We start from the raw sequence: 24716 nt of genomic DNA, 5'->3' as shown, positions 1-24716 counted from the left end.
AGAGCGGGCTCCTGCAGTAGAGACGCTGCCAGAAGCCCTTACTCCTTGACCGCATAGCCTACGCCTCGGACCGTGTAGATGTACTTCTCATGGAAGTGGTCGTCGAGCTTGGCGCGCAGGTAGCGGATGTAGACATCGACGACATTCGTGTCGCCGCTGTAATCGTAGCCCCAGACCTTCTCGAGGATCTGGTCGCGCGTGAGGACCGTGCGCTTATTGCGCATCATGTACTCGAGCAGCGAGTACTCCTTCTTCGTCAGGTGGACCGTCTCGCCGTCGACCTCGACCTCATAGCGCTTCGGGTACATGACGAGATTCTTGACCTGCAGGCGCTCCTCGAGCGGCACGCCATTGTCCGGCACGTGCTTGCGCAGCGCATTGCGGATGCGGGCCATGAGTTCCTCGATGGCAAACGGCTTCGTCATGTAGTCGTCAGCACCGATGTCGAGGCCGGCCACCTTGTCCTCGACCTCGTCCTTGGCCGTCAGCATGATAATCGGCAGAGACGAGACCTCGCGCACGCGCTTGCAGATGGTCAGGCCATCCATGCCCGGCAGCATGACATCGAGCAGCACAAGGTCGAAGTTGCCCTGCATGATGCGCTCATAGGCGCGCGTGCCGTTCTCCTCGATCTCCGTCTCAAAGCCCTCGTGCTCGAGCTCGATCTGCAGGAAGCGCGCGATGCGGTGCTCGTCCTCGACAATGAAGATGCGTACTGGTTTACTCGGCTGATTCGCCTTATCCATGTGATCCCCTCCATATCCAGATGATATCCAATGACAAACGGAAGATAAGAAAAAAAGAGATATATTTTTTAATATATCTCTACTATATAGCAGCTCCCTGGAAAAAGAAAGGGATTCCTGCCGAATTAATTCGATTCTAATTGCTTTCACACCGTCTCTTCATCGCTGTGCTGCGCCCTCTCGCCGAGGAACATCTCGCGGAAGAGCTTGATGAAGTGCTCGCTCGACGAAGAGAGCGTGCGGTTCTTGAGCCAGGCGATGACCGTGTGCGTGCTCATCTCCGGCGAGACGAGCTTCTTGTAATGGAGATTGCCGTCCGTCAGCAAGGTGCGCGATGAGACGGGCAGGATGGCCGCGCCCATGCCGCGCTTGACGAGCAGGAGGTCCTGCACGATGCTGTCCGAGACGCAGAGGATGTGCGGGTCGAAGCCGAGCTTGCGGCAGTTCGCGATGAAGAGGCTCTGCCAGCGCAGCGGGATGATGATCGGCGTGTCACGCAGCTCCTCCATGCGGACTTCGCTGTCGGACGCACCGATGACCTGGTCCTTATTCATGACGACGACGAGCGGCTCATTCGGCAGCACGATCGACTCGTAGACCTTGGAGTCCACCTGCGTGCGCGTGATGGCGATTTCGATGACGCGGTTGTCGAGCAGCTCCAGGATGCGCGCGCCCTCGGCCTCCCAGATCTGATACGTGACCTGCGGGTAGCGGCGGTGGAACTCGGAGATGAGCTCCGGCAGCAGCAGTGCGCCCGACGTCGTGATTGTCCCGAGCTGGATCGAGCCGGCGATGCCGGAGCCGATTTCCGTGATCTCGCGCACCGTCCCGTCGACCATGCCGAGGATGTGCTCGACGCGCGAGTAGAGCACACGCCCCGCATCCGTCAGGCGGATGCGTCGGCTGCCGCGCTCGAAGAGCTGCACGCCGAGCGAAGTCTCCAGCCGCTTCATCTGGCGCGAGAGGGCCGGCTGCGCAATGTCGAGGCGCTGTGCCGCATGACTGATGTTGCCCTCTTCCACGATGGCATAGAATGCCCGCATATCCTTGATTTCCATAGTGATCTCTCTTTCCGGCCGGAGCCGCCTATAGCAAATATTCATACGTCCTATATCTCTTTCTTGCTATTATACTTTTTCTCACAAAAATAGGCAAATCTTTTTCCCAAAAATCATAGGTAGAAAGAGTTTATCTTCTCCCATATTTCTGTCAATTCACTCTTGTGCTTTTTCGTCCTCATGTTATAATATAATATCATTGGTATAGATAATCATCACGATATCGGTGGACGATAAAAAGGAGTTTTTCATATGACCAGAATCAAAGACGCACTCGATGCAGTTGCCGCGGCGATCATCGCCCAGAAAGATTACCTGACGGATCTCGACCGCCAGATCGCCGATGGCGACCACGGCATCAACATGGCCCGCGGCTTCCAGGCCGCGCTCGATGCCGTCGAGGAGATGGACGACACGACGAAGCCGGGCCCCGTCCTCTACACGATTGGCAAGGCATTCATCCGCAACGTCGGCGGCGCCGCCGGCCCACTCTACGGCACGGGATTCGTCAGAGCCTCCGAGGTCTGCGACGAGGACACGAAACTCAGCGTCGCCTCCTTCGAAAAGCTACTCGGCGCGGCTATTGCCGGCATCGAGAAGCGCGGCCATGCCCAGAAAGGCGACAAGACCATGCTCGACGTGCTGATTCCCATCCACGAGTGCTTCCTGCCAGAACATGCTGAGGGCAAGACGCTCTTCGAGGTCCTCCAAGAGGCCTCGCATGCCGCCAAAGAGGGTGTGGACTTCACGAAGACCATTGCCGCGCGCCGCGGCCGCGCAAGCCTCGTCGGCGAGCGCAGCATCGGCCATGAGGACCCGGGCGCTGTGAGCTCCATGCTCATGTACCGCGCACTCTACAACTTCCTGCGGAAGTGAACCGATAAAAATCGCTGAACCAGTCAGGCAAGGGCTCCATCCCTTGCCTTTTCTTGTCTCATAAGCTGTTCTGTAGTATACTTTTTAAAGATATCCCGCAATGCACACATCGTATACATAAAGAGGAGGAATTCCATTGACTAAGCAGACTGTCCGCACGCGTTTTGCGCCGAGCCCGACGGGCTACATGCATATCGGCAACCTGCGCACGGCCCTTTACGGCTATCTTTACGCAAAATCCCAGCAGGGCCAGTTCATCCTGCGCATCGAGGACACGGATCGCACGCGCTACGTCGCCGACGCCATCGACTTCATCAACCGCACGCTCGATATGGCGCACATCGTCCCGGACGAGAGTCCATCCCTCGGCGGCCCGTACGGCCCGTACGTCCAGAGCGAGCGCATGGATCTCTACAAACAGTACGCCGAGGAGCTCGTCAAGACGGGCCACGCCTACTACTGCTTCTGTGACCCGGACGAAGATCACTCGGCCGGCCAGTTCGGCGGCTATGACCGCACCTGCCGCAATCTCTCGCCGGAGGTCATCGAAGAGCACCTCAAGAACGGCGATCCCTATGTCATCCGCCAGAAGATGCCGCTCACGGGCGAGACGACGTTCTTCGATGTGCTCCACGGCAACATCACGATCAAGAACGAAGAGCTCGAGGATCAGGTACTCCTGAAGCGTGACGGCATGCCGACCTACAACTTCGCCAACGTCATCGATGACCATCTCATGCACATCACGCACATCATGCGCGGTGCAGAGTTCATCACCTCGACGCCGAAATACATCCTGCTCTACGAGTCGTTCGGCTGGGATGTCCCGACCTTCATCCACCTCGCTCCTGTCATGGGCAAGAACGAGGACGGCTCCATCTCGAAGCTCTCGAAGCGCCACGGTGCCACGAGTTTCGATGACCTCGTCAAGGCCGGCTACCTGCCCGACGCCATCGTCAACTACGTCGCGCTGCTCGGCTGGAACCCGAAGACGACGAACCAGGAGATTTTCTCGATGGATGAGCTCATCGCGCACTTCAGCCTCGAAGGCCTCTCGAAATCCCCGGCTGTCTTTGACTACGACAAACTCGGCTGGATCAACGGCGAATACCTCAAGGCCATGAGCGATGAGGACTTCGCCAAGATGGCGCGCCCATTCGCCGGCGACCTGCCCGACTACCTCGAGAAGAACTGGGCGCATCTCGCCGCACTGCTCAAGACGCGCATCCAGCGCCTCGGCGACCTGCCGCAGGAGATTGCCTTCCTCTGCGAGCAGCCGGCCTTCGATGCGGAGCTCTACGTCAACAAGCGCAACAAGGTCACGCCGGAGAAGGCCGCTGAACTGCTGCCGGGCATGATGGCCCTCTTAGAGGACGTGCCGGAGTCCGAATGGAGCAACGATGCACTCTACGAGAAGCTCAACGCCTACATCGAAGAGAAGGAAATCAAGAAGGGCCTCGCCATGTGGGTCCTGCGCATCGCCGCAGCAGGCCAGAAAGTCACGCCAGGCGGCGCCACGGAAATCCTCTCTCTGCTCGGCAAAAAAATTTCTTTGGATCGCCTCAAAAAAAGTCTTGCCAAACTGCAGGAAGTGTAATATAATAAATCAAGTCAGTTACGTGGCACCTTCGTCAAGCGGTTAAGACACCGGCCTCTCACGCCGGGTTCATGGGTTCGAATCCCATAGGTGTCACCACGGCGCCTTCGTCAAGCGGTTAAGACACCGGCCTCTCACGCCGGGTTCATGGGTTCGAATCCCATAGGCGTCACCATCGGCACCTTCGTCAAGCGGTTAAGACACCGGCCTCTCACGCCGGGTTCATGGGTTCGAATCCCATAGGTGTCACCATTGTATATCACAGCCAGGATGCAGTTGCTCCTGGCTTTTTTGCTTTTCTCAAAGCGCGCTCAGACAAACATCAGAAATCAGAAAGGATGATTCTCTTGCTATTCGCCTCCATGCTCGCCCTCGGCGCATTGATCGGCTTTGTCGGGGCCGGCGGCGCCGGCGTCACGATTGCCCTGCTGACCGTCGGCTTCCACGTGCCCATCCACACAGCGCTCGCCGTGGCCCTCGCCTCGATGGTCTTCACGATGCTGTCCGGCACGATCAGCCACTTCCGCCAGCACGAGGTGCTCGTCAAGACGGGTGCCATCATGGGCGCAGGCGGCATCGCCGGTGCCTATCTCGGCGCCAACTTCTCCAACATCGTGCCGTCCGCCATCCTCAGCGCGATCACAGGCATCATGCTCGCCTCGAGCGCTTTGACACTCTACATCAAGATGTACCAGGCCGAATGGCTCGGCCGCCACATCAAGATCCGTCAGGAGCCTCTGACGGGGCGCAAGCTCTGGATCTACGGCATCGCCATCGGCCTCTTCATGGGCTTCCTCTCTGGTGCCTTCGGCATCGGCGCGGCGGCCTACATCCAGCTCGCCCTCATGGTCGTCTTCGGCGTGCCGCTATTGCAGACCATCGGCACCTGCATGATGGTCATCCTGCCCATCTCGGCAGCAGGCGGCCTGAGCTACCTCTTCAACGGTCGGCTCGACTTCCCGATCTTCATCCAGACGCTCGCCGGCCTCATGATCGGCGCCTGGTTCGGTGCGAAGATGACGCACCTCGCCCCGCTGCCCCTGCTTCGCGTCTTCATCGTCGGCATGCCGGCCGTCGGCGGCCTCGTCATGATCCTGTTCCACTGATCCAAAAGAGAACAAAAAAAGCCATCCGCACGCTGTCGCGGATGGCTTTTCCTGTTCTCTGTCATTTCCTATCTTCACTGCACTTCAACATGTTCCTGCTGCAGCAGCGCGTAGAGCGCGCCGAGCATGCCGGCATCGTTGCCGAGTACGGCAAAGGCGAGGCGTGTCTTTACGCGCATGGCAGGCATGACGAGCTGCTCGAGGCGCCGCTCGAGCAGCGGCCCGAGAACCTCGCTCTGCGCCATGACACCGCCGCCGAGCACGATGACCTCTGGATTGAGCAGGCAGCAGACGGCCGCTAGGCCCTCGCCGAGGTTGTCAGCCAGTCCTTGGATGGCCGCCAATGCCGCCTCGTCGCCTTCGCGCGCCCAGTCGAAGACCGTCTCGCCCGTGAGCTCTGAGGGGCTCATGTTGTGTGAGAAGGCAGCCTCGCGGATCATGGCGCGCGTCGAGGCGACGTCCTCCAAGATGCGCTTCTCATTGTGCAGGCGCAGATAGCCGATCTCGCCGGCGCTGAAGCTCGCACCGTGCCAGATGCGGCCCTGCTGCACGAAGCAGCCGCCGAGGTTCGTGCCGACCGTGATCATAAAGGCAGAGGATGCGCCGCGGGCCGCACCGCGCCATACTTCACCGAGCGCCGCAGCATTGACGTCGTTCTCGACGAGCACGGGCAGCTGCATCGTCTCGCGCACGATGCGGCCGAGCTTTGTGCCGCTATAGCCGGGGAACGTCGTCTCACCGGCAAAGACGATCTCGCCGTCCTCGCCCGGCCGCACGATGCCAGCCGTATCGATGGCGATGCCCGCAAGCTCATGGCGCGCGGCCATGTCCTTGACGATGGCGAGGACCGCATCGGGGATGCTCACGGCCCCCGCTCTGGTCGGGCGGGAAGCTTTCTCGAGGAACCGGCCCTCCTCTGTTGCACAGCCGTACTTGATGGCCGTGCCGCCGATATCGATGACAGCATATGCACGCATAACATCCACTCCTCTCTGCGTTCTTGACACCATCGTTTCACGATTGATGGTGGCGGCGGAAGCCCTTGTCCTTCGCGACGAAGCGTCCCATCGCGCGGATGCGCCCACTCATGCAGCTGCGGCAGGCAGCCGGCGTGTCGGCCACGCAGACCTTGCCGGGGTACAGGGCATAGTTGCGGCGCGGGTCGCCCTCGGTGACATTCGGCATGACGACATTGGCCCCCGACGCGAGGATGAGCTCGCGGCCGTGCGGCACCATCGTCTCCATGGCCGTCGTTGCGGGGATGTTGGCCTCGGGCAGCAGCAGGCGCAGCAGGGCGACCATGCGTCGCGTCAGGTGAAAGTCGCCAGGCACCGCCGTGCCGAGCGGCGTGTCGGGATTCGGGATCAAGGGGCCGATGCCGACCATGTCCGCATCGAGCTGCTGGTAGAACAGGATGTCTGCCGCAATCGAAGCAAGGCTCTGCCCCGGCAGGCCCACGAGCGTCCCCGTGCCGACCTCATAGCCGAGCGCGCGCAGGTCGTGCAGGCAGCGCACGCGGTTGGCGTAGTCCATGCCCGGGTCCCAGCGCTCGTAGACCGCCTCGTCCGTCGTCTCGATGCGCAGCAGATAGCGGTCGGCACCGGCAGTGCGCCAGAGTGCGTACTCCTCATAGCTGCGCTCCCCCACCGACAGCGTCACGGCAAGGTCGAGCTCCTTGAGGCGACGGACGATGGCAGCGAGACGCTCTGCCGTGAAGTACAGGTCCTCGCCCGACTGCAGGACGACTGTCTGATAGCCGTAGCCCTTTGCCTTGTGCGCGAGCTCCACGATGGTATCGGCGTCGAGCCGATAGCGCTCGACCTTGCCGTTCTCGCGCCGCAAGCCGCAGTACATGCAGTTCTGGCGGCAGATGTTCGAGAATTCGATGAGTCCGCGCAGGTGCACGCCGTCGCCGACAAATGCATGGCGCACGCGGTCAGCAGCCGCAGCGAGGCATTCTTCCACCTCCGGTGCGCCCAGTAGTGCTGTGATCTCCTCGGGCGTCAGCACATGCGACGCTTCTGCCCGCTTCACGCACGCTTCCATTTCCTGCTGCTCCACACCGCTCCTCCTCTCAAATCTATCCCTTTATTTCCTTGCGCGGTGCTTCGCCGTGCCGGCCGTGCTGTCGGCATCTGCTGACTGCGACGCAGCTACAAGCTGGAACAGCGGGTCCTTCTTCGTCTTGAGGATCTTGGCATCGGCTGCACTGAGCTTGCCCTTCGTGCGCGCGATGAGCTCATCCTGATGCTTGGCCGCATACTGCAGGACAGCGTTGCAGAACTTCGAGTCGACATCCTTGCCCGAGAGCTTCTTCATGTCGATGGTTGCCGCGTCGACAGTCGAGTCGAGCGCCGACCACGTGCTGTCGAGGTCGTCATGCTTCGTGACCTTTATCGTGCGGTCGCGCAGGTCGATGGCGAGGTAGTCGGCACAGCCGACGAGGTCGTCGTACCCCTTGACTGACAGCATCTTCCAGCGGCGCTTGTCGATGACATCCTGCTTCTGTACATCATCGAACGTGCGCAGCGTCGGCACGATCAGCGTACCGATATCGATTTCCCCGTTTGGATTGACCGCGTAGCACATCTGCTCCTTATTGAAGTAGTAATTCTGCCGCGCCGTCGACTGGACCCACTGGAAGACATTCTCCGGCACATCTATGCTGGCCGCCTCACAGGCCGGCACTGCCGTGAAGAAGGCAGCAGCAGCCATCAGGCCGAGGCAGGTATTCTTGAACTTGTTCATGAGATTCCCTCCTGTATCGTGCTGTATCGTGACACCATCAGTATAGAACTGTCGGCTGAAAGTTTAGTGAAGCACTCAGTCGTCGCTCTCCTTGTAGAGTTCGTCGAGGACGTACGGCGTCTCCTGGTAGACGTAGTAGTTGAGCCAGTTGGCAAAGAGCAGGTGCGCGACGCTGCGCCAGCGCACGACAGGCTTCTTCGTCGGATCGTCATCGGGATAGTAGTTCTGCGGAATCTTCGGATGCATGCCAGCCTTCTCGTCGCGGTCGTACTCCTGCTTGAGCGTCAGCGGGTCGTACTCTGCATGGCCCGTGATGAAGAACTGGCGCTTCTTGAGGTTGGCGATGGCGTAGACGCCGGCATCCCCCTCGGCCTCCGCCAGGATCGTGAGCTCCGGCACCTTCTCGATGTCCTCGCGGTGGTTCTCCGTATGGCGCGAGTGCGGCACGAAGAACTCATCGTCGAAGCCGCGGAAGAGCTTCTCGTGCTCGACGCAGAGGTGATGCTTGTAGACGCCGAAGATCTTCTCTGGCACCTGGTACTTCGGGACGCCGTAGTGGTAGTAGAGGCCGGCCTGCGCGCCCCAGCAGATGTGGAACGTCGAGTAGACATGCGTCTTGCTCCACTCCATGATCTCCGAGATCTCATCCCAGTAGGCGACTTCCTCGAATGGCATCATCTCAACGGGCGCGCCCGTGATGATCATGCCATCGTACTTCTTGTGGCGGACTTCTGCGAACGTGCCGTAGAACTCCGTCAGGTATTCCTGCGACGTGTGGCTCGGCGTGTACGACTCGGTGTAGATGAAGTCCACCTCGATCTGCAGCGGCGTATTGCCGAGCAGGCGTAAGAGCTGCGTCTCGGTGATGTACTTGATCGGCATGAGGTTCAGTATGAGGATCTTGAGCGGGCGAATATCCTGGCTGTAAGCGCGGTCCGCATCCATGACGAAGATATTTTCTCCTTCGAGGATATGGGCGGCCGGCAAGTTGTTCGGTATCTTGATTGGCATGAAAACACTTCCTTCCACATGCCACGGCAGTAAAACGGAAACAGATACAATATTTCTTATTATATCACATCCAACAGTCTGTACACAAAAAGGCAGACCCCTTTGAATAAAAGAGATCTGCCCGCTTGATTCCCGTATATCGACTCACCAGATGCTGTAGCGATGGACCCAGCTGGCATTGGCCTTCGCATAGGCGCGCAACTGCAGGAGCCCTTGATACGCTGGCGAATCGGCCGCAATCATGTGATAAGCGCCGTCGAGACCGCTCTCCACATCCTGCCATCCCTGAGACGGCGTCCAGGTCTCCGCGCGGATCAGGCGCTCTGTTCCCTGCGGCAGATTGACCGTCCGCTTCATGAAGGTGATCTTCGTGACATTGCCGTCGGCGTCCTTGTGCTCGGACCACTGCCAGAAGAGCAGATTGTCGCCTTTCATGCGCATCGTCGTCGTGTCGGCCGTCACATGCGTCTGCGTGCCATCGACGTCCGCATGCGAGTAAAGCGTGAGCCAGCGGTCCTTGGCGCTGGCCCTGTCCACTTCGCCGACACCGAATACCGAATCGACGATGGCATCATAGAACGCCTCATCGAACTGCTGGCTCGTAATCTCCTTCACGCGCCCGTCCACCTTCGACCAGATGACTGCGCCCTGCGGGTTGTAGAAATCCTCTTTCGTGTACTGGATGGTCCTGTTCTGCGGATTGATGGCCACCTCCGCAAGGCTGTATGACAGCTGCGCGGGGTCAGGGATCAGGCCGCTAAGGCCGTAATTGTCGAGCGTCTCCTTGGCGCCCTCGTAGCTGTACGTCGTCTTCGTCCATGCCGTAATCTCCGTCGCGACGGAGCCATGGCTCGTCTCCGCGCTGTGCGTGACGTGAACAGAAGACGGTTCAAAATACTTGCTGTACTTGCTGTCCGACGACAGCCAGTACCAGCCCTCCGCCCGCACAATGCCGAGCGGCATGAACAAGAAGCAGACGAGCAGCAGGAGCAGGCTCGCCGTAATGCAGGATGCGTGTTTCATGTTACTCACCTCTGTTGTATTTGTTTCTCTTCTATTGTATCGTATTCATGCAGGTACAGCAAGGACAGCCAACTAAAACGAGCCGCAATCAGTCAACACCTGGTATCGCGACATCGTCGAGGATGCCGAGCAGTGCGGCGATGGCCATACCGTAATTCGTCATCGGCACGTGCGCGCTCCGGCAGGCCGCGACGCGGCTCATGACATAGGCGCGGTTGAACATGCAGGCGCCGCAGTGGATGACGATGTCGAAGGGCGTGAGATCCTCGGGGAAGTCGCGGCCCGCTGTCACCGTCACGGTGATTGCATCGCCGAGCACCTTCTTGAGCAGGCGCGGCAGCTTGACGCGGCCGATATCCTCGCGCAGTGGCTTGTGGGTGCAGGCCTCGGCGATCAGGATCTTTGCATTGGCAGGCAGCGCGCGCAGGAGGCGGGCCGACTCGGCGAAGAACGGCGCATCGCCTTTGAACGCAGCGAACAGCACGGAAAACGAAGTCAGCCGACAGCCTGCGGGCAGCAGCGCGTGGACCGTCCGGAATGCCTGCGAGTCCGTGATGACAAGGTCCGGTGCCTTTGCCATTGAGGCGAGCATCGCGGGCAGGCAGTCCGTCGTGCAGCACGAGACGAGGCACTTGCGGTCGAGCAGTTCGCGCAGCGTCTGGACCTGCGGCAGGATCAGGCGTCCCTTCGGCGCCTGGATGTCCTGCGGCATGACGAGCAGGACTGCATCCCCGCTCTCGCAGACCTCGGCCGTGATGCTGCGCGCCCGGTAGTCCTCTGGCAAATGGCGCGCGATTTCCGCGCGCAGCGCCGCTAGACCCTCGCCCGTCGCAGCGCTGACGAGCACGGGACGCTCACCTGTCCTCGCTTCGATGACCTGCGCAAGAGATGCGGCCGCCGTGCTCTCATCGATGCGGCTGATGACGGAGATGGCGGGAACGCCGCGCCTCTTCAGCTGCTCGAGCCAGCGAAAGGCATCTTCATTCCCTGCCGCTCCTGCTCCATCATCCGGACCGGTTGAAAGCAGCACGAGGGCGATGTCCGTCTCCTTCGCCGCATCTCTCGTGCGCTCGACGCGCAGTTCACCGAGGCTGCCGCTGTCGTCGAAGCCTGCCGTGTCGATGAAGACGACGGGACCGATGCCGTGGATCTCCATCGACTTGTAGACCGGGTCTGTTGTCGTGCCCGGAACATCCGAGACGGTCGCGACATGCTGTCCCGTCAACGCGTTGATAAGAGACGACTTGCCGCTGTTGCGGCGGCCGAACAGGCCGATGTGAAGGCGCATCGCGCGCGGTGTATCATTGAGGCTCATGCTCATTCCCCCTTTTCCCTAAGTATAGCACAGCCGGATGTTCCCACCCATGAGATTGTGGTAAAATAGAAAGAGCACATACGAAGAAAACGAGGGATACAACATGAGTGAGTACACGAATTTTGAGATTGGCCAGAAATTCCCGATGCCGATTGCCACGCAGGCCGACGGCGCGATGTTCCAGGTCGACGCCAACGGCGCGATGTTCATCCTGCAGCTCTCGCGCACGGACGTCATCGCGCGCGAGGCCTTCCGCACGGGTGAGATGGAATTCGCCTTCTACGAGCAGGACGGCCTGCTCTTCCTGCTCTACCAGATTGACGGCATCTTCAAGGAGGGCTGGGGCGATGCGCCGCTGTCGCTCCACAACCTCAAAGAGGGACTGATGCCGACAGAGAAGAGCCTGCAGGACAAGACCCTGCACCTCTACCTCGTCGACACGACGCTGCAGATCCTGCTCGCCCAGCGCGACATCGAGCTATCGGACAAATGCCAGTCTGTCATCAGGAAGCACGTCGCCGCCCAGAAGAAGAAACCCTTCTCGGCAGAAGGCTTCCGCAAGAAGGTCCAGCGCATCTGGGCCGAGAAGACACCGGCGATGATGCGCGAAGCGGCCGCGGCCGTTCAGCACGTCGCCCTCTCCATCCCGCATGCGCCGCAGATGCCAGAGACAGCCAAGAAACTCCATTGAGCATTGACCGAGGCTCAACGGCATAAAAAAAGACTCGCCAGACGGCGAGTCTTCTGTATTTTCGCGTGTGTTCAGGCAACGCCCTCTGCAGCGATTGCAGCAGAGCGCTTACTCAGCCAGCTTTCGACGAGCTCGCGCTCATCGGCCGTGTCAGCTTTCACATCATCCGCGGCAGCATACTGCTCGAAGCTCTTGCCCATGAGCTTCGCTGCCTTAGCGAACTGTCTCACGCGGACCGGCACATAAACTTCTTCCATCCACTGCGAATAAATCTGTACTTTCACGATAATCTCTCCTTGAAACTGCATGAATAACAAAAAAGTAATGGTAACAAACACCCACGACTCACTTCTGTCAATCATCCAGACTACAAGACAAACTTCCCTACATGTGACGGCTCTCAAGAAGAACTCGCATGTGGCTCATCAGTCTGTGCCACCATCTTGCTAATCAGATGACTTTCCTCAAGCTGAGTTGTTTTTCTCGGTTCGATGTTATTATAACGTTACCGGTTCCATTCGTCAAGGGGTAAAACAATAATAATCATGATACAATATATGAAATTTATTCCAAATCGAACGAAACAAGCGTACGCTGACGCTTGTCGAAGCGGATGCTGCCCGCATAGCCGAAGCTCTTGGCGTAGTCGACGGCCATCTCATTGTAGTTGCCGCAATCCTCGGGCTTGTGCGCATCAGAAGTCGTGATGATGGGCAGGTCATAATGAGCCGCGAGCTTCATGAAATCAGGGTACGGCGAGATCTCATGGATGGGATAGCGGTAGTACGTGCCCGTATTGACGTCGACGACCATATCAGCTTTCTTGAGCGCCTTCGCCACGCGCGTGAGGTACGGCGTTACATCGAAATCCGGCAGGTAGCGGAACAGGCGGATGTTGAACGGATGGCCGAGCACATCGTAGAGGCCGGAGTCCGCGAGCTTCTCCACTTCTTCCGTATACCACTCGTAGATGTCCTCGAGCGAGTGCTTCTCCCACTCCGCCTTGATTTCCGACGAGTCGTAAGCCCAGCCGCGCAGGAAATGCACCGAGCCGATGATGTAGTCAAAATCGTAATCCTTGAGGATGTCGCGTACCTTCGCCTGGTCCTGGAAGTTACAGACCTCGATGCCGATCTTGACGCGATGCTTCTGTTGCAGCTTGTGCATGAAGGCGAAGTACTCGTCGAGCGTGTACTTGAACTTGTTGCTCTTGAGCCACTGCTGCTGGAACGTGCCGATGAACGAATCATCGAGTACGAGGTCTTCATAGTAAAGGTCCTTGAATTCCGGGAACGTGTGTGAGTGCTCTGAGATGCCGATCTCCGCAAGGCCGCGCTTCTTGGCGGCCTCGAAGAAGCCCTCGACCCATGTCTCGTCGTAGGAACCCTTCTCGAAATGCATGTGATAGTCCATGCGCATTTAAATCAGTCCTTCCTTCATCAGGCGCTCGATGCCCATCAGGACGCCCTTCTCCACATTTGTCCCCGTCTCGAAGCGCGCGAGCTTCTTGATTGCAGGGTACGCATTGCCCATCGCAAAGCTGTACGAGACGGCTTCCATCATCTCGGCGTCGTTCATGTAGTCGCCGAACGCGGCACATTCCTCAGGGCGGATGCCGAAGCGCTTCTGCACTTCCCTGACGGCCACTCCCTTGTTGATGCCCGGGTTCATGAGGTCCACCCAGTAGTCGCTGGCCAGGACGACCTGCAGGTCCTTCTCGAACTGGCGCACGAGCGGGTAGATCGTCTCTTCCGCGCGGCCCGTCGGATCGAACAGAGACACCTTGACCGGTTCATCCGGCACATCGATGAACGACGGGATCGGTTCAGAGTGCGTGTAGTACTTGTGGAGTTCCTGCAGGAATTCATCCGTGTACTGCCGGGAAAGCACGTAGCCGTTCTTCGTGCCGCAGAAGACGCCGTAAATCTCCGGGAATGGCTCGACTACCTTGAGCACCTGCTGCGCGATCTGCTTGTCCATCGGGCACGTGAAGATCTTCTCACCCTTGTACATGACGACCGTGCCGTTCTCGGCCAGGAACAGGAAGCGGTCCTTGTACTTCATGAAACTATCCTCAAGCGAATAATACTGGCGGCCGGAAGCCGGTGCAAACATGACGCCACGCTTTTGGAGTTCCTCTGCAATCTCGTCAAATCCCTCGGGGACATTGCCATGTTCGTCCAGCAGCGTCCCATCCATATCCGAAAAAATGATCTTGATCATACCATCCCTCACAATCTCAACATGCCGCCCGCAGCGGCCATGCAACACCATGAAATCACCCCCATTATAGCAGGAAACGACCGCTCTTTTCAATTCTTTCCCGCAGGTCGGGTGAAGGTGTATAATGAAAAAAGATTTTGAGCGCAGTGCGCACAGTTAGGAGAAGAATCCATGAAAGCAATCATCAACGGCAGATTCATCATCCCCGACGAGTCGGGACGTTTTACGGTCGAGGAAGGGCTCACACTATTCTTCGACGAGAAGATACAGAGAATCCGCCCCGCCGCCACCATCTCAGAAGATGAGCGCGAGGGGCTCGAGGAATGCATCGATGCGCGCGGGGCCTACGTCTCGCCGGGCTTCCTCAACGTCCACATCCACGGCTGCGTCGGTGCCGACACAATGGACGACGACACGGAGGCCATCCGACAGATGCAGCGATTCCAGGCCAGGACCGGCGTGACCTCCTTTTTGCCCACGACCATGACGTACGACTTCCCGACGCTCGAACGCGCCTTCCGCCACGTACGCGAGGCCATGGCGCGCGAAGAAGGCGCACGCGTGCTCGGCTGCCACATGGAAGGACCGTTCATCAGCCCAGCCAAGAAAGGCGCCCAGGCCGAAAAGAACATCGCTAAGGCCGACTTCGAGAAGATTGCACCATATGAGGACATCGTCAAGATCGTCACCGTCGCACCGGAGGAGCTGCACGACCAGGGCAAGTTCATCGCCGACTGCCATGCGCGCGGCATCGTCGTCTCGCTCGGCCACACGGCAGCCGATTACGAGACGGCGCGCCAGGCCATCGAGCAGTACGGTGCCAAGCACATCACACATCTCTTCAATGCGATGACTGGCCTGCATCAGCGGCATCCCGGCGTCGTCGGCGCCGCACTCGATACGGATGCCAACTGCGAGCTCATCGTCGATAACGTCCACATCCATCCAGCCGTACAGCGCCTCGTCTACCGCCTCAAGAAGGACCACCTCATCCTCATCACTGACTCCCTGCGCGCCTGCGGACTCGGCGACGGTCCGTCCGAGCTTGGCGGCCAGAAGGTCTTCGTCAAGGGCACGCTCGCAACGCTCGAGGACGGCACGATTGCCGGCAGCGTGCTCTGCATGAACGACGGCCTGCGCATCTTCCGCGAAAACACCGGTGCACCGATTGAAGAGGTCATCGAGGCGGTCACCAAGACGCCGGCTGCGGAGCTTGGCCTCTACGACAAGCTCGGCTCGCTGAGCGTCGGCAAAAATGCAGACATCACGATCTTTGACAATGCGCTGAACGTCCAGCGCACAATTGTCGCCGGACGCGACGCCTGGCATGCATGACCACCACGCAAGAATCCCCGCCCTCTCATGCCAGAGAGGCGGGGATTCTTGCTATCCTATCCTACGTTCCCATCACCCTTCTTCAGCCGGGCTGCCCAGGAGGGGAAGACGCCGATGGCACAGAGCACGGTGAAGACGATGAACGATAGCTCGATGTTGTAGACGAGTTCCTCCATCTCCGTCAGCGAATCCCAGTCAAGCGACAGGACCATCGTCACGATGGCCACCGAGACGACCTGCCCGACGAGACGCACCGTGCCAATCATCGCCGTCGCGAGGCTGTAGTGTCTTTTGGCGACAGACCCCATGATGGCATTGTTGTTCGGCGCAGCAAAGAAGGCACAGCCGACGCCGATGACGATGACGACCGGCACGACGAGCCAGAGCGACTGCAGCCGTACGGCCGCGACGAGGCCCAGTATCCCGAGCGCCGTGACAGCCATGCCGAAGGCTGCTATCTTCGCCGGCGGATATTTATCCGACAGCTTGCCCGCGGTCGGGGCAAGCAGAGCCATGATGACAGGCTGGATCAGCATCATGAGGCCCGCTTCGCGAGACGAAAGGCCGAGGACCGACTGCAGGTAAATCGACAGCAGGAAGCTGATGGCAAATGTCGCGCTGTAGTCGATCATCGCTGTGAGATTCGACAGCGAAAAGACGCGGTTCTCGACGAGCATGAAGACGGGCAGGATGGGATCTTTCGTCCTGCACTCGTGCCAGAGGAATGCGCCGAGAAGCACCATCCCCAGGAGCAGCAAACTCCAAGCCCAGGAGAGTTCCGCCAGCTCCGACAGACCGAACATCGCAAAGATCATCGCGAGACCGTAGAGCAGTGCGCCCCTGCCATCGACGCCTGTCACCTCCTGTTCCCTCCATTCCTGATGCAGGTAGCGCAATGTCGCGCAGGTACAGGCAAGACTGACGAGCGTGATGGAGAGGAAGATGCTCTGCCAGCCCGCGTAGTAATTGAGCAGTCCGCCGAGTACCGGGCCACAGGCCAGGCCCACGTAGACCATCGAGACCATCCAGCCGAGCGCGCGGCCGCGCTGCGTCGTCGGAAAGCAGAGCGCGACGATCGACATGTTCGTCGCATACAGCATCGATGCCGCCAGGCCCTGCAGCGCACGTGCCACGAGCAGGAAGCCCATATCCGGCATGACGGCACAGAGCGCGGAGGACAATGTGAAGAGCGTCGTCCCCAAGAGAAAGATGCGCCGCTTGCCGAAACGGTCCGCCATCTTGCCCATCGGCAGCAGGAATACGATGGAAGCGAGTAGAAAAATCTCGAGCACCCAGCCGAGTTCATTAGCCGAGACGCCGTAAGCGAGTCCGATATCCGGCAGCGAGAGCGTCAGGGCACTGCCCGTGAACGGCGTCACGAAGGCCGACATCATCATGGGCAACAGGATCTTCTCGCGATCCGTCAAAGTCATACAATCACCTGAATCCCCAAAAAATATATCACAACCCCATTTATTTTAATCGCATACTTTAAAAATCTTATTATACTGATACATATTTCCCAAGCGGAGAAATACCCCCATCGATTCATCAGAGTTATTCAGAAAGGATGTACTTATGCCAACCTCCAAATCGATATCCGGATTCCAGCGACGGGCAGACCTGCGCTTTTTCCTCTCCATCATCGCCGCCGGCCTTCTCTCCTTCACAGGCGTCGTCATCGAGACGGCCATGAACATCACCTTCCCGACGCTCATGCAGGAATTTGCCATCTCCACTTCCACCGTCCAGTGGATCACGACAGGCTACCTGCTGATCCTCGCCATCGTCATCCCGACATCCAGTTACCTCAAGCAGCGCTTCGCCATGAAGCGGCTCTTCCTCGCAGCCAACCTGCTCTTCCTGACAGGCACCTTGCTCGATGCGACCTCCGCGAGTTTTGCCCAACTGCTGTTCGGCCGCCTTTTACAGGGCGCCGGCACGGGCATCGCTCTGCCGCTGATGTTCCTCATCGTCATGGAGCAGGCGCCGCTCGACAAGATGGGCCTGATGATGGGCGCCGCCATGCTCGTCTGTGCACTCGCGCCGGCCGTCGGTCCCTCCGTCGGCGGCTACATCGTCAGCACCTTCGGCTGGCGCATGATCTTCATCGCCCTGCTGCCCGTGCTGCTCTTCTCGCTCGCAGCCGGCACGTACGCCATCCGCCAGTCCTCCGACTACGGCCCGTGCCCCTTCGATTCCCGTGGGCTCATCCTGCTCGGAGCTGCCTTTACCGCCTTCCTGCTGCTCACGAGCTATCTCCACGACCTGCTTTCAGAGCCGCTGCTGCTCGCCCTCCTGCTGCTCCTGACCGTCTTTTCGCTGCTGCTTTTCGTCCGTCAGGAGAAGCGCCTGCTCCAGCGCGGCGCGCATCCACTGCTCAACATCACCATCCTGCGCCACAGGGCCTTCACGCTCTCGGCGATGGGACTGCTCTGCTTCCAGTTCGTCTGCCTCGGCATCGGCTTTCTCCTGCCGAACTTCTCCCAGATCGTGCAGGGCGAGACGGCCTTCACAGCCGGCTGCATACTGCTTCCGGGCTGCATCGTCGGCGCCATGTTCGCACCCGTCAGCGGCCGCATCTACGACAGCCTCGGCGCCAGGAAGCCCCTGCTTACCGGCAGTGCGCTGCTGCTGCTGAGCCTCCTCCTCTTCCAATTTGCCATCCCTGAAGTCGGCACGCTCGGGCTCACTGCCATCTACGTCCTCTTCGCCATGGGACAGGGCCTCTCCGTCGGCAACATCCTGACGTACGGCCTCAGCGCACTGCCCAAAGCAATCCGCGCAGACGGCAACGCCTTCTGCAACACCGTACAGCAGCTCGCCGGCGCTGTCGGTACCTCCATCCCAGCCGCCATCGTCGCGGCCTGCCAGCAGAGCACGCAAAGCCTCGCCCCAGCGACCAGCCTCGGCACGAGCCGCGCCTTCCTGCTGCTGCTCTTCGTCGGCCTGCTGCAAGCACTCTGCATGAGCATTGCACTGCGCCGCACCCTTGCACCGCACCACTCAAGCCACGAGTGTTAAGATGAGAAAATATAATTTCATTTTCATAGAATCTCCATGCAGTTTTCAGCCCTCTCCCGTAAACTGAGCACATGAATACAGCGAATCAGAAAGAAGGGATTCTCATGAAGAAGAACTTTTACATGGACCTGCTGCTGTTTGTCAGCGGCCTCGTCTGCATCATCACGGGCATCGTGCTTGACTTCCATCTCTTCGGCGGCTTCGGCGGCGGCCGCGCCCTCAAGGGCATCATCACAGACGTCCACACTTACAGCGGCTACATCATGATGGTCGGCCTGCTCTTCCATCTCGTCTGGCACTGGAAGTGGATCAAGGCCGTGGCCAAGAAGCAGATCGGTCATTGAACCTCAACATGCATCAAAAAAGACGCATCCCCAATGGGATTGCGTCTTTTTTGATATCTCTCCTGTAAAGAGAGTCTCGCGTCATTCGCCGCGGCGGCCGTGGTAGAGGCACCACGGCTCTTCGCTCATGTAGTCGCCGCCGTGGTAGTAGGCTGCGCGCGCGCGGCAGCCGCCGCAGGCGCCCTTGTACTGGCAGGCGCCGCAGCCGCCGCTGTAGTCGAGCGTGCGGAGCTTCTGCAGGACTTCGTTCTTGGCCCAGATCTCGTCAAACGGCGTCTCGCGCACGTCGCCGAGCTCCATGTTGAGATAGGCACACGGCTGTACCTTGCCGCGTGGGCTGATGATGCAGTACGAGAGGCCGGCGAGGCAGCCGCGGTGGAAGCGCGTCTTGTAGCCGAGCTGGTCGGCGATGCGCAGGAACTGCGGTGCGCACGTCGGCTTGAGCTCGATGTCGACCTCCTGCTGCTTCTTCATGATGCGCGTGAGCACATCCTCATACTGCTCGGCGCGCAGCGACTCCTCTTCGATGGTCTTCGCGCGGCCCGTCGGCACGAGGAAGAAGAAGTGATGGGCCTTCGCGCCGATCTCGACAGCAAAGTCCGTCATGGCCTCGAGCTCGCCCTGGTTCCAGTCCATGACCGTCGTGTGGATCTGGAACGGCAGTCCGACGGCCGCGCAGTTCTTCATGCCCTGCACGGCGCCTTCCCAGCCGCCCGGGAAGCTGCGAAACGTGTCGTGCTTCTTCGGGTCGAGCGAATCGAGCGAGATACCCATCGCACGGGCACCGGCTTCCTTGAGCTTCTTCGCCATGTCGAGCGTGATCAGCGTGCCGTTCGTGCCGAAGACCGGGATCATGTGCAGGTCCGAGGCGTACTTGACGAGCTCGAGGATATCGGGGCGCATCAAAGGCTCGCCGCCCGAAAAGATCATGATCTTGAACCCGGCCTTGGCAATCTCCGAAAGGAGCTTCTTGCCCTCCTCCGTACTCAGTTCTTCTTCTGCCTTGCAGCCGGCATCGCGGTAGCAGTGGGCGCAGTACATATTGCAGGCATTCGTCGTATTCCACGAGATGATCTTCATTTCGTCTCCTCCGTCAGTCCAATCTCTTCGTCCGTCAAGTAGCAGCTCGGGTCCGACTCCCAGAAATCACCCGTGCGTGCCTCCGCGCGCGTGCGGAAGTTGCCGTTGCAGTTCTCAAGCCACTTGCACTTCGCACAGCGCCCTTTGAGGAGCGGCTTGCGGTCCTTGAGCCCCGCCATGATGGGATTCGTCGTATCCTGCCAGATATCGCCGAACTTGCGCTCACGCACATTGCCGAACGTGTGATGCTGCGTGAACTGGTCCGGGTGAACGTAGCCCAAGGGATCGACCTCGCCAAAGGCGATGCCCGAGCGGTTGCCGCCGTTCATCGAGATGTACTTCTTGATCTGGGCCGCCGTCTCGAGGTCGCCCGCCTCGAGCGCTTTGATGTACATGTAAGGGCCGTCGCAGTGGTTGTCGACCGTCAGGATCTCCTTCTTGAGCCCGCGCTCCTCAAAGTCCTTCGTGCGGCGGATGATCGTGTCCATCGCGCGGCGCGATTCCTCCGGCGTGACATCCTGGTCCATCATCTGCTCACCGCGCCCCGAGTAGACGAGGTGGTAGAAGCAGACGCGGTTGATGTTCTCCGCTTCGATGAAGTCGAAGATGCGGTCGAGCTCCTGGATGTTGTGGTGGTTGATCGTGAAGCGCAGGCCGACACGCTGGCCGACAGCCACGCAGTTCTTGATGCCCTGCATGGCCTTCTCATAGGCGCCCGCGACGCCGCGGAACTTGTCGTTGACATCCTTGAGGCCGTCGAGCGAGATGCCGACGTAGCCGACGCCGATGTCCTTGATGCGCTGCGCGACCTCGCGCGTGATCAGCGTGCCATTCGTCGAGAGCGTCGGACGCACGCCCTTTGCCTGCGCGTAAGCCGCTAGCTCGAAGAAGTCCGGACGGATCAAAGGTTCGCCGCCCGAGAACAGTAGCACGGGCACATGGAAGTCCGCGAGGTCGTCGATGAACTTCTTCGCCTCTTCCGTCGTCAGCTCGTCCTTGTATTTCTTGGCATCCGACTGCATGTAGCAGTGCATGCACTTGAGGTTGCATGTCTTCGTCGAGTTCCAGACGACGACAGGGCCAACGCCCTCTGCCGCGCCATTGCGCATCGTGTGCGCGTTCTTCGTATAGCGCAGGCGGTCGCCAAAGTATTCCCGTGCGAATAAGAGTTTCGTTACACTGATCATAAGCCTCTCCTAAAACATAGATAACATCATCTCATTGCGGCTCAGTCACGCCTTGCGTATCCCAGCGAGCAACAGGCGCGTCTTGAGTGCCACATTCTCTTGAAAACCAATGGGAAGCTTGCTGAAGGCCGCAGCCTGATAGACGGAATGGAACATCTCAGCGATGAGATCAGCCGGGGCATCGTCGCGGATCTCCCCCGCAAGCTGCCCCTCGCGCAGGATGTCCTCGAAGATCGGCTTGAAGCCAGGCGTCACCATGCCCTTGGGCATCTTGTCGTGTGCTTCAGTCTGCGGCTTGGCCGAATGCTCGGCGGCCGCGAGAAAGAGCGGCAGCAGGAAGCGGTTCTCGTCGAGGAAGCGCGCCGTGATGCGGCTGCCTGCATCGAGGAGCTCGTACGACGGCCGCTTGGCCGCGCGCATATCCTTGAGCGCCTCATCGACTTCGTGCACGAGACGGCCCAGCAGGCACATGAGGATCTCTTCCTTCGACTCAAAGTAGTTGTAGAACGTGCCGATGCCGAGGTCTGCGGCATTCATGATGTCGGCCACAGAAGTTTCCTTGAAGCCCTTGCGCGAGAACTCGCGGACGGCGGCATCCAGGATTGCCTTGCGCGACAGCAGCTTCTTCCGCTCCCGGCGTCCCATTTTCTCTTCCATGTCCATCGCTCCAGTCCATAAGAATTCATTCCCTTTATCATTGACTCTTTCTATTATAAAGGAAAATGCTCCCTTTATAAAGAGAAAAATGAATATAATTCATCTTTTTATTGTGGCGGCCCTCAAACCGGGATTTTCCAGCTCTATACACTTTTTTCAAAAAAAGTGTTGACACATGCGCCAAGGGGTGATATTATAATATCCGTTGACAGCGATAAACGCCAACAAGAACATGACTCAGTAGCTCAGCTGGATTAGAGTATTTGACTACGAATCAAAGGGTCGGGGGTTCGAGTCCCTCCTGGGTCACCATTTGAAATCAAAAAGCACTTGCCTCGGCAAGTGCTTTTTTCGTACCAGCCATCGGAAAGGATGATTTCATGCTCTACATCGTCACAAAACTCGTCACAGAGGGCCAGCAGAAAGCCTTCTCCATCATCGGAGCGTCCGAAGACAAGAAGCGCGCGGCCTCCATCGCCGCGGAGGTCTACAAGGACTACAACAAGAACGCTTCCTTCCAGAACATCGAGATGATCACAGAGTGGCTCGCCACGCGTCAGAACTACTCCTTCCGCAAGGACAAGGACCACCGCCTGCAACTCGCCATCACATCGCTCGAAGGCGAAGTGCAGCCAGAAGAGAAGCAGCTCGTCTTCAGCGCCGCCGCCGAGGAAGAAGAGCTCATGCGCCGCGTGAGTCAGGCGCTCTTCGAGGGCAAGCACACGGCTGAGCGCGGCCCAAAAGCCCAGACGCACTCCTGCCCGCTCGAATCGTGATGCATCCATAGAGACAAAAAATCCGCTCTTCATCGAGCGGATTTTTTGTCTCACGGTCACGCCTTGAGCGCCGCACCATTTGAAGCGATGACATCTCTGTACCAGTAGAACGACTTCTTGGGGTAGCGCGCGAGCGTTCCTGTGCCGTCGTCGTTGCGGTCGACATAGATGAAGCCGTAGCGCTTGCTCATCTGTGCCGTCGAGGCCGAGACGAGGTCAATGCAGCCCCAGGTCGTATAGCCCATGACCGGCACGCCGTCCATGATGGCCTCGCCAACCTGCACGAGGTGGTCGTTGAGGTAAGCGATGCGGTAATCGTCCTCGACCGTCCTGCCTCCCCTGCCGTCATCGACGAGCACATCGCGGGCGCCGAGGCCGTTCTCGACGATGAAGAGCGGCTTCTGCCAACGGTCGTAGAAGCGGTTGAGCGTGTACCGAAGCCCCTGCGGATCGATCTGCCAGCCCCATTCGCTGGCTTTGAGATACGGATTCTTCTTGCCCCCCAAGATATTGCCGCCGCCGGTCTCTCCGCCATGACCTTCGCAGATGCTGACATAATAGCTGAAGGATACAAAGTCGACCGTGTTCTCGCGAAGCAGCTGCTCCTCCTCCGGCGTCATCCGAATTTCAATGCCGTTTTCCCGGAAGTAGCGCTTCATGTAGCCCGGATAGCGCCCGCGCACATGCATATCGCCGAAGAAATCATTGAAGTGGTTGGCCTGCATCACCGCGATCATGTCGTCAGGGGCAGGTGTCAGCGGGTAGATGGGCATCGCCAGGATCATGCAGCCGACTTTTGCCTCCGGCATCATCTCATGTGCGAGCTTCGTCGCGAGCGCCGAGGCCACGAATTCGTGATGGCACGCCTGGTAGAGGTCTGTGAGGCTCAGCTCTTCGCGCGGCGTCATGATGCCGCCTGAGAGCAGCGGCTGGTGCAGGACGGAGTTGATCTCGTTGAACGTCAGCCAGTACTTGACCTTGCCCCGGTAGCGCGTAAAGAGCGTGCGCACATAGCGCTCGTAAAAGCCGATGAGCGCGTGATTCGCCCAGCCATTGTACGCCTTCGCGAGGTGCAGCGGCGTCTCGTAGTGCGAGATCGTCACCAAGGGTTCGATGCCGTACTTGCGGCATTCATCGAAGAGGCGGTCGTAGAATGCCAGCCCCTCCTCGTTCGGCTCCGCATCGTCGCCATTCGGATAGATGCGGCTCCAGGCAATTGACGTGCGGAAGACCTTGAAGCCCATCTCTGCAAAGAGCTTGATGTCCTCCGGATAGCGATGGTAGAAGTCGATGGCCTTGAGCTTGAGATTGTCAGGTGTCGGCTCCGCCGTCGGCCCCGCCAGGATGCCTTTCGGCATGACATCCTGGATGTCGAGCCCCTTGCCGTCCTCATGATAAGCACCTTCACACTGGTTGGCAGCCACAGCACCGCCCCAGAGAAAATCATCTGGAAATATCATCGTTCTAACCTCCTCGAATCAGCAGATTTTCCTCTGATGTACATCTTCTGCTTCGTTATCGTATCATTTTTCTCAGTCAGGAGCAAGATGGACATGAAAAAAGCGCCGCTTGCGCGACGCTATGCATTCAAGGTGGTGGGCAGGGATGGATTCGAACCATCGTAATCCGAAGATGACAGATTTACAGTCTGTTCCCTTTAACCACTCGGGCACCTACCCACAATGGTGACCCAGGAGGGACTCGAACCCCCGACCCTTTGATTCGTAGTCAAATACTCTAATCCAGCTGAGCTACTGAGTCATGTGATTGGTTATAAGATTGTTTTGGTGGGCCCACTTGGACTCGAACCAAGGACCGACCGGTTATGAGCCGGTTGCTCTAACCAACTGAGCTATAGGCCCATTGATATATGTGATCCGCAGAGCGGAATCAGGCAAATGGAGCGGAAAACGAGGCTC

24 protein-coding genes and 7 tRNA genes are annotated in these 24716 nt (G+C 59.0%); 12 read left to right on the top strand and 19 right to left on the bottom strand.

The window, feature by feature from the left end:
• Nucleotides 1–38 precede the first annotated feature (38 nt).
• Together B2X55_RS04550 and B2X55_RS04545 are read right to left on the bottom strand one after the other, a co-directional pair.
• Nucleotides 39–746: a response regulator transcription factor gene (locus tag B2X55_RS04550; RefSeq protein WP_036376225.1), complete on the bottom strand. Its 708-nt coding sequence runs from the start codon at nucleotides 744–746 to the stop codon at nucleotides 39–41.
• 146 nt (nucleotides 747–892) lie between these two features.
• Nucleotides 893–1804, bottom strand: a complete 912-nt coding sequence (locus B2X55_RS04545; protein WP_278743080.1) for a LysR family transcriptional regulator — start codon at nucleotides 1802–1804, stop codon at nucleotides 893–895.
• A 252-nt stretch (nucleotides 1805–2056) separates the two neighbouring features.
• Between B2X55_RS04545 and dhaL the strand changes: the two genes are divergently transcribed.
• From dhaL to B2X55_RS04515, 6 genes are all read left to right on the top strand, one after another.
• Nucleotides 2057–2680: a dihydroxyacetone kinase subunit DhaL gene (dhaL, locus tag B2X55_RS04540; RefSeq protein ID WP_270528514.1), complete on the top strand. Its 624-nt coding sequence runs from the start codon at nucleotides 2057–2059 to the stop codon at nucleotides 2678–2680.
• A 136-nt stretch (nucleotides 2681–2816) separates the two neighbouring features.
• Nucleotides 2817–4277 (top strand): glutamate--tRNA ligase, encoded by a 1461-nt coding sequence (gene gltX / locus B2X55_RS04535; RefSeq protein WP_286821048.1) that lies wholly within the window; start codon nucleotides 2817–2819, stop codon nucleotides 4275–4277.
• A 24-nt stretch (nucleotides 4278–4301) separates the two neighbouring features.
• Nucleotides 4302–4376 (top strand) — tRNA-Glu (locus tag B2X55_RS04530).
• A gap of 1 nt (nucleotide 4377) precedes the next feature.
• Nucleotides 4378–4452 (top strand) — tRNA-Glu (locus B2X55_RS04525).
• A 2-nt stretch (nucleotides 4453–4454) separates the two neighbouring features.
• A tRNA-Glu gene (locus B2X55_RS04520) sits at nucleotides 4455–4529 on the top strand.
• Between the two features lie 95 nt (nucleotides 4530–4624).
• The gene (locus tag B2X55_RS04515) at nucleotides 4625–5383 is read left to right on the top strand and encodes a sulfite exporter TauE/SafE family protein (RefSeq protein WP_036376377.1); all 759 of its coding nucleotides are present in this window, start codon (nucleotides 4625–4627) and stop codon (nucleotides 5381–5383) included.
• 74 nt (nucleotides 5384–5457) lie between these two features.
• On the opposite strand, the gene B2X55_RS04510 is transcribed toward B2X55_RS04515, so the two are convergent.
• The 6 genes from B2X55_RS04510 to hydF all read right to left on the bottom strand — a co-directional run bounded on the left by B2X55_RS04510 (nucleotide 5458) and on the right by hydF (nucleotide 11480).
• The gene (locus tag B2X55_RS04510) at nucleotides 5458–6360 is read right to left on the bottom strand and encodes an ROK family protein (protein ID WP_286821047.1); all 903 of its coding nucleotides are present in this window, start codon (nucleotides 6358–6360) and stop codon (nucleotides 5458–5460) included.
• A gap of 37 nt (nucleotides 6361–6397) precedes the next feature.
• A complete protein-coding gene (gene hydE, locus B2X55_RS04505) occupies nucleotides 6398–7429 on the bottom strand; it encodes a [FeFe] hydrogenase H-cluster radical SAM maturase HydE (protein ID WP_286821092.1) in 1032 nt (343 codons plus the stop codon).
• 42 nt (nucleotides 7430–7471) lie between these two features.
• The gene (locus B2X55_RS04500; protein ID WP_286821046.1) at nucleotides 7472–8131 is read right to left on the bottom strand and encodes a hypothetical protein; all 660 of its coding nucleotides are present in this window, start codon (nucleotides 8129–8131) and stop codon (nucleotides 7472–7474) included.
• 75 nt (nucleotides 8132–8206) lie between these two features.
• Nucleotides 8207–9142, bottom strand: a complete 936-nt coding sequence (metA, locus tag B2X55_RS04495; RefSeq protein WP_270528511.1) for a homoserine O-acetyltransferase MetA — start codon at nucleotides 9140–9142, stop codon at nucleotides 8207–8209.
• A 144-nt stretch (nucleotides 9143–9286) separates the two neighbouring features.
• Entirely contained in the window at nucleotides 9287–10165 is an 879-nt protein-coding gene (locus B2X55_RS04490) for a hypothetical protein (protein WP_055160998.1), read from the bottom strand.
• An 88-nt stretch (nucleotides 10166–10253) separates the two neighbouring features.
• Nucleotides 10254–11480 (bottom strand): [FeFe] hydrogenase H-cluster maturation GTPase HydF, encoded by a 1227-nt coding sequence (gene hydF, locus B2X55_RS04485; protein ID WP_286821045.1) that lies wholly within the window; start codon nucleotides 11478–11480, stop codon nucleotides 10254–10256.
• Nucleotides 11481–11583: 103 nt separating this feature from the next.
• Between hydF and B2X55_RS04480 the strand changes: the two genes are divergently transcribed.
• A complete protein-coding gene (locus tag B2X55_RS04480) occupies nucleotides 11584–12171 on the top strand; it encodes a hypothetical protein (RefSeq protein WP_270528508.1) in 588 nt (195 codons plus the stop codon).
• A 71-nt stretch (nucleotides 12172–12242) separates the two neighbouring features.
• Here B2X55_RS04480 and B2X55_RS04475 read toward each other — a convergent pair whose 3' ends face one another.
• The 3 genes from B2X55_RS04475 to B2X55_RS04465 form a co-directional block, all read right to left on the bottom strand.
• Nucleotides 12243–12455 carry a hypothetical protein gene (locus B2X55_RS04475; RefSeq protein ID WP_270528507.1) on the bottom strand — a complete coding sequence of 71 codons (213 nt, stop codon included), beginning with the start codon at nucleotides 12453–12455 and terminating at the stop codon, nucleotides 12243–12245.
• 280 nt (nucleotides 12456–12735) lie between these two features.
• Nucleotides 12736–13590 carry a histidinol-phosphatase gene (locus B2X55_RS04470; protein ID WP_036376194.1) on the bottom strand — a complete coding sequence of 285 codons (855 nt, stop codon included), beginning with the start codon at nucleotides 13588–13590 and terminating at the stop codon, nucleotides 12736–12738.
• Complete coding sequence (locus tag B2X55_RS04465; RefSeq protein WP_270528505.1) at nucleotides 13591–14394, bottom strand: HAD family hydrolase; 804 nt, start codon at nucleotides 14392–14394, stop codon at nucleotides 13591–13593.
• 171 nt (nucleotides 14395–14565) lie between these two features.
• Between B2X55_RS04465 and nagA the strand changes: the two genes are divergently transcribed.
• The gene (gene nagA / locus B2X55_RS04460) at nucleotides 14566–15729 is read left to right on the top strand and encodes an N-acetylglucosamine-6-phosphate deacetylase (protein ID WP_286821044.1); all 1164 of its coding nucleotides are present in this window, start codon (nucleotides 14566–14568) and stop codon (nucleotides 15727–15729) included.
• 56 nt (nucleotides 15730–15785) lie between these two features.
• On the opposite strand, the gene B2X55_RS04455 is transcribed toward nagA, so the two are convergent.
• Nucleotides 15786–17162, bottom strand: a complete 1377-nt coding sequence (locus tag B2X55_RS04455) for an MFS transporter (protein WP_286821042.1) — start codon at nucleotides 17160–17162, stop codon at nucleotides 15786–15788.
• A 145-nt stretch (nucleotides 17163–17307) separates the two neighbouring features.
• Between B2X55_RS04455 and B2X55_RS04450 the strand changes: the two genes are divergently transcribed.
• Together B2X55_RS04450 and B2X55_RS04445 are read left to right on the top strand one after the other, a co-directional pair.
• Complete coding sequence (locus B2X55_RS04450; RefSeq protein WP_286821040.1) at nucleotides 17308–18753, top strand: MFS transporter; 1446 nt, start codon at nucleotides 17308–17310, stop codon at nucleotides 18751–18753.
• Between the two features lie 104 nt (nucleotides 18754–18857).
• Complete coding sequence (locus tag B2X55_RS04445; RefSeq protein ID WP_279182127.1) at nucleotides 18858–19097, top strand: DUF4405 domain-containing protein; 240 nt, start codon at nucleotides 18858–18860, stop codon at nucleotides 19095–19097.
• An 81-nt stretch (nucleotides 19098–19178) separates the two neighbouring features.
• Here the strand turns inward: B2X55_RS04445 and nirJ2 are convergent, their stop codons facing one another.
• From nirJ2 to B2X55_RS04430, 3 genes are read right to left on the bottom strand one after another with little or no spacing between them, the layout of a single operon-like run.
• On the bottom strand, nucleotides 19179–20177 hold the full coding sequence (gene nirJ2 / locus B2X55_RS04440; protein ID WP_036376175.1) for a putative heme d1 biosynthesis radical SAM protein NirJ2: 999 nt from the start codon (nucleotides 20175–20177) through the stop codon (nucleotides 19179–19181).
• On the bottom strand, nucleotides 20174–21364 hold the full coding sequence (gene nirJ1, locus B2X55_RS04435; RefSeq protein WP_055160971.1) for a putative heme d1 biosynthesis radical SAM protein NirJ1: 1191 nt from the start codon (nucleotides 21362–21364) through the stop codon (nucleotides 20174–20176). Before nirJ1 ends, nirJ2 begins: the two co-directional genes overlap by 4 nt.
• A gap of 45 nt (nucleotides 21365–21409) precedes the next feature.
• Nucleotides 21410–22021 carry a TetR/AcrR family transcriptional regulator gene (locus B2X55_RS04430; protein WP_279182125.1) on the bottom strand — a complete coding sequence of 204 codons (612 nt, stop codon included), beginning with the start codon at nucleotides 22019–22021 and terminating at the stop codon, nucleotides 21410–21412.
• Nucleotides 22022–22255: 234 nt separating this feature from the next.
• Between B2X55_RS04430 and B2X55_RS04425 the strand changes: the two genes are divergently transcribed.
• Together B2X55_RS04425 and B2X55_RS04420 are read left to right on the top strand one after the other, a co-directional pair.
• A tRNA-Arg gene (locus B2X55_RS04425) sits at nucleotides 22256–22333 on the top strand.
• Nucleotides 22334–22401: 68 nt separating this feature from the next.
• Nucleotides 22402–22797, top strand: coding sequence for a hypothetical protein (locus B2X55_RS04420; RefSeq protein WP_286821037.1), 396 nt, complete (start codon nucleotides 22402–22404; stop codon nucleotides 22795–22797).
• Between the two features lie 56 nt (nucleotides 22798–22853).
• Here B2X55_RS04420 and B2X55_RS04415 read toward each other — a convergent pair whose 3' ends face one another.
• From B2X55_RS04415 to B2X55_RS04400, 4 genes are all read right to left on the bottom strand, one after another.
• A complete protein-coding gene (locus B2X55_RS04415; protein WP_286821036.1) occupies nucleotides 22854–24257 on the bottom strand; it encodes a glycoside hydrolase family 1 protein in 1404 nt (467 codons plus the stop codon).
• A 133-nt stretch (nucleotides 24258–24390) separates the two neighbouring features.
• Nucleotides 24391–24476: transfer RNA gene (locus B2X55_RS04410), tRNA-Tyr, on the bottom strand.
• 4 nt (nucleotides 24477–24480) lie between these two features.
• Nucleotides 24481–24558: transfer RNA gene (locus B2X55_RS04405), tRNA-Arg, on the bottom strand.
• A gap of 24 nt (nucleotides 24559–24582) precedes the next feature.
• Nucleotides 24583–24659 (bottom strand) — tRNA-Ile (locus B2X55_RS04400).
• Nucleotides 24660–24716: the final 57 nt, after the last annotated feature.

Source organism: Mitsuokella sp. UBA4253, from assembly GCF_002395285.1.
GTDB classification, from domain to species: Bacteria; Bacillota; Negativicutes; order Selenomonadales; family Selenomonadaceae; genus Mitsuokella; species Mitsuokella jalaludinii.
The sequence above is the reverse complement of the archived record's forward strand: the minus strand, read 5'-3'. Positions and strand labels throughout refer to the sequence as shown.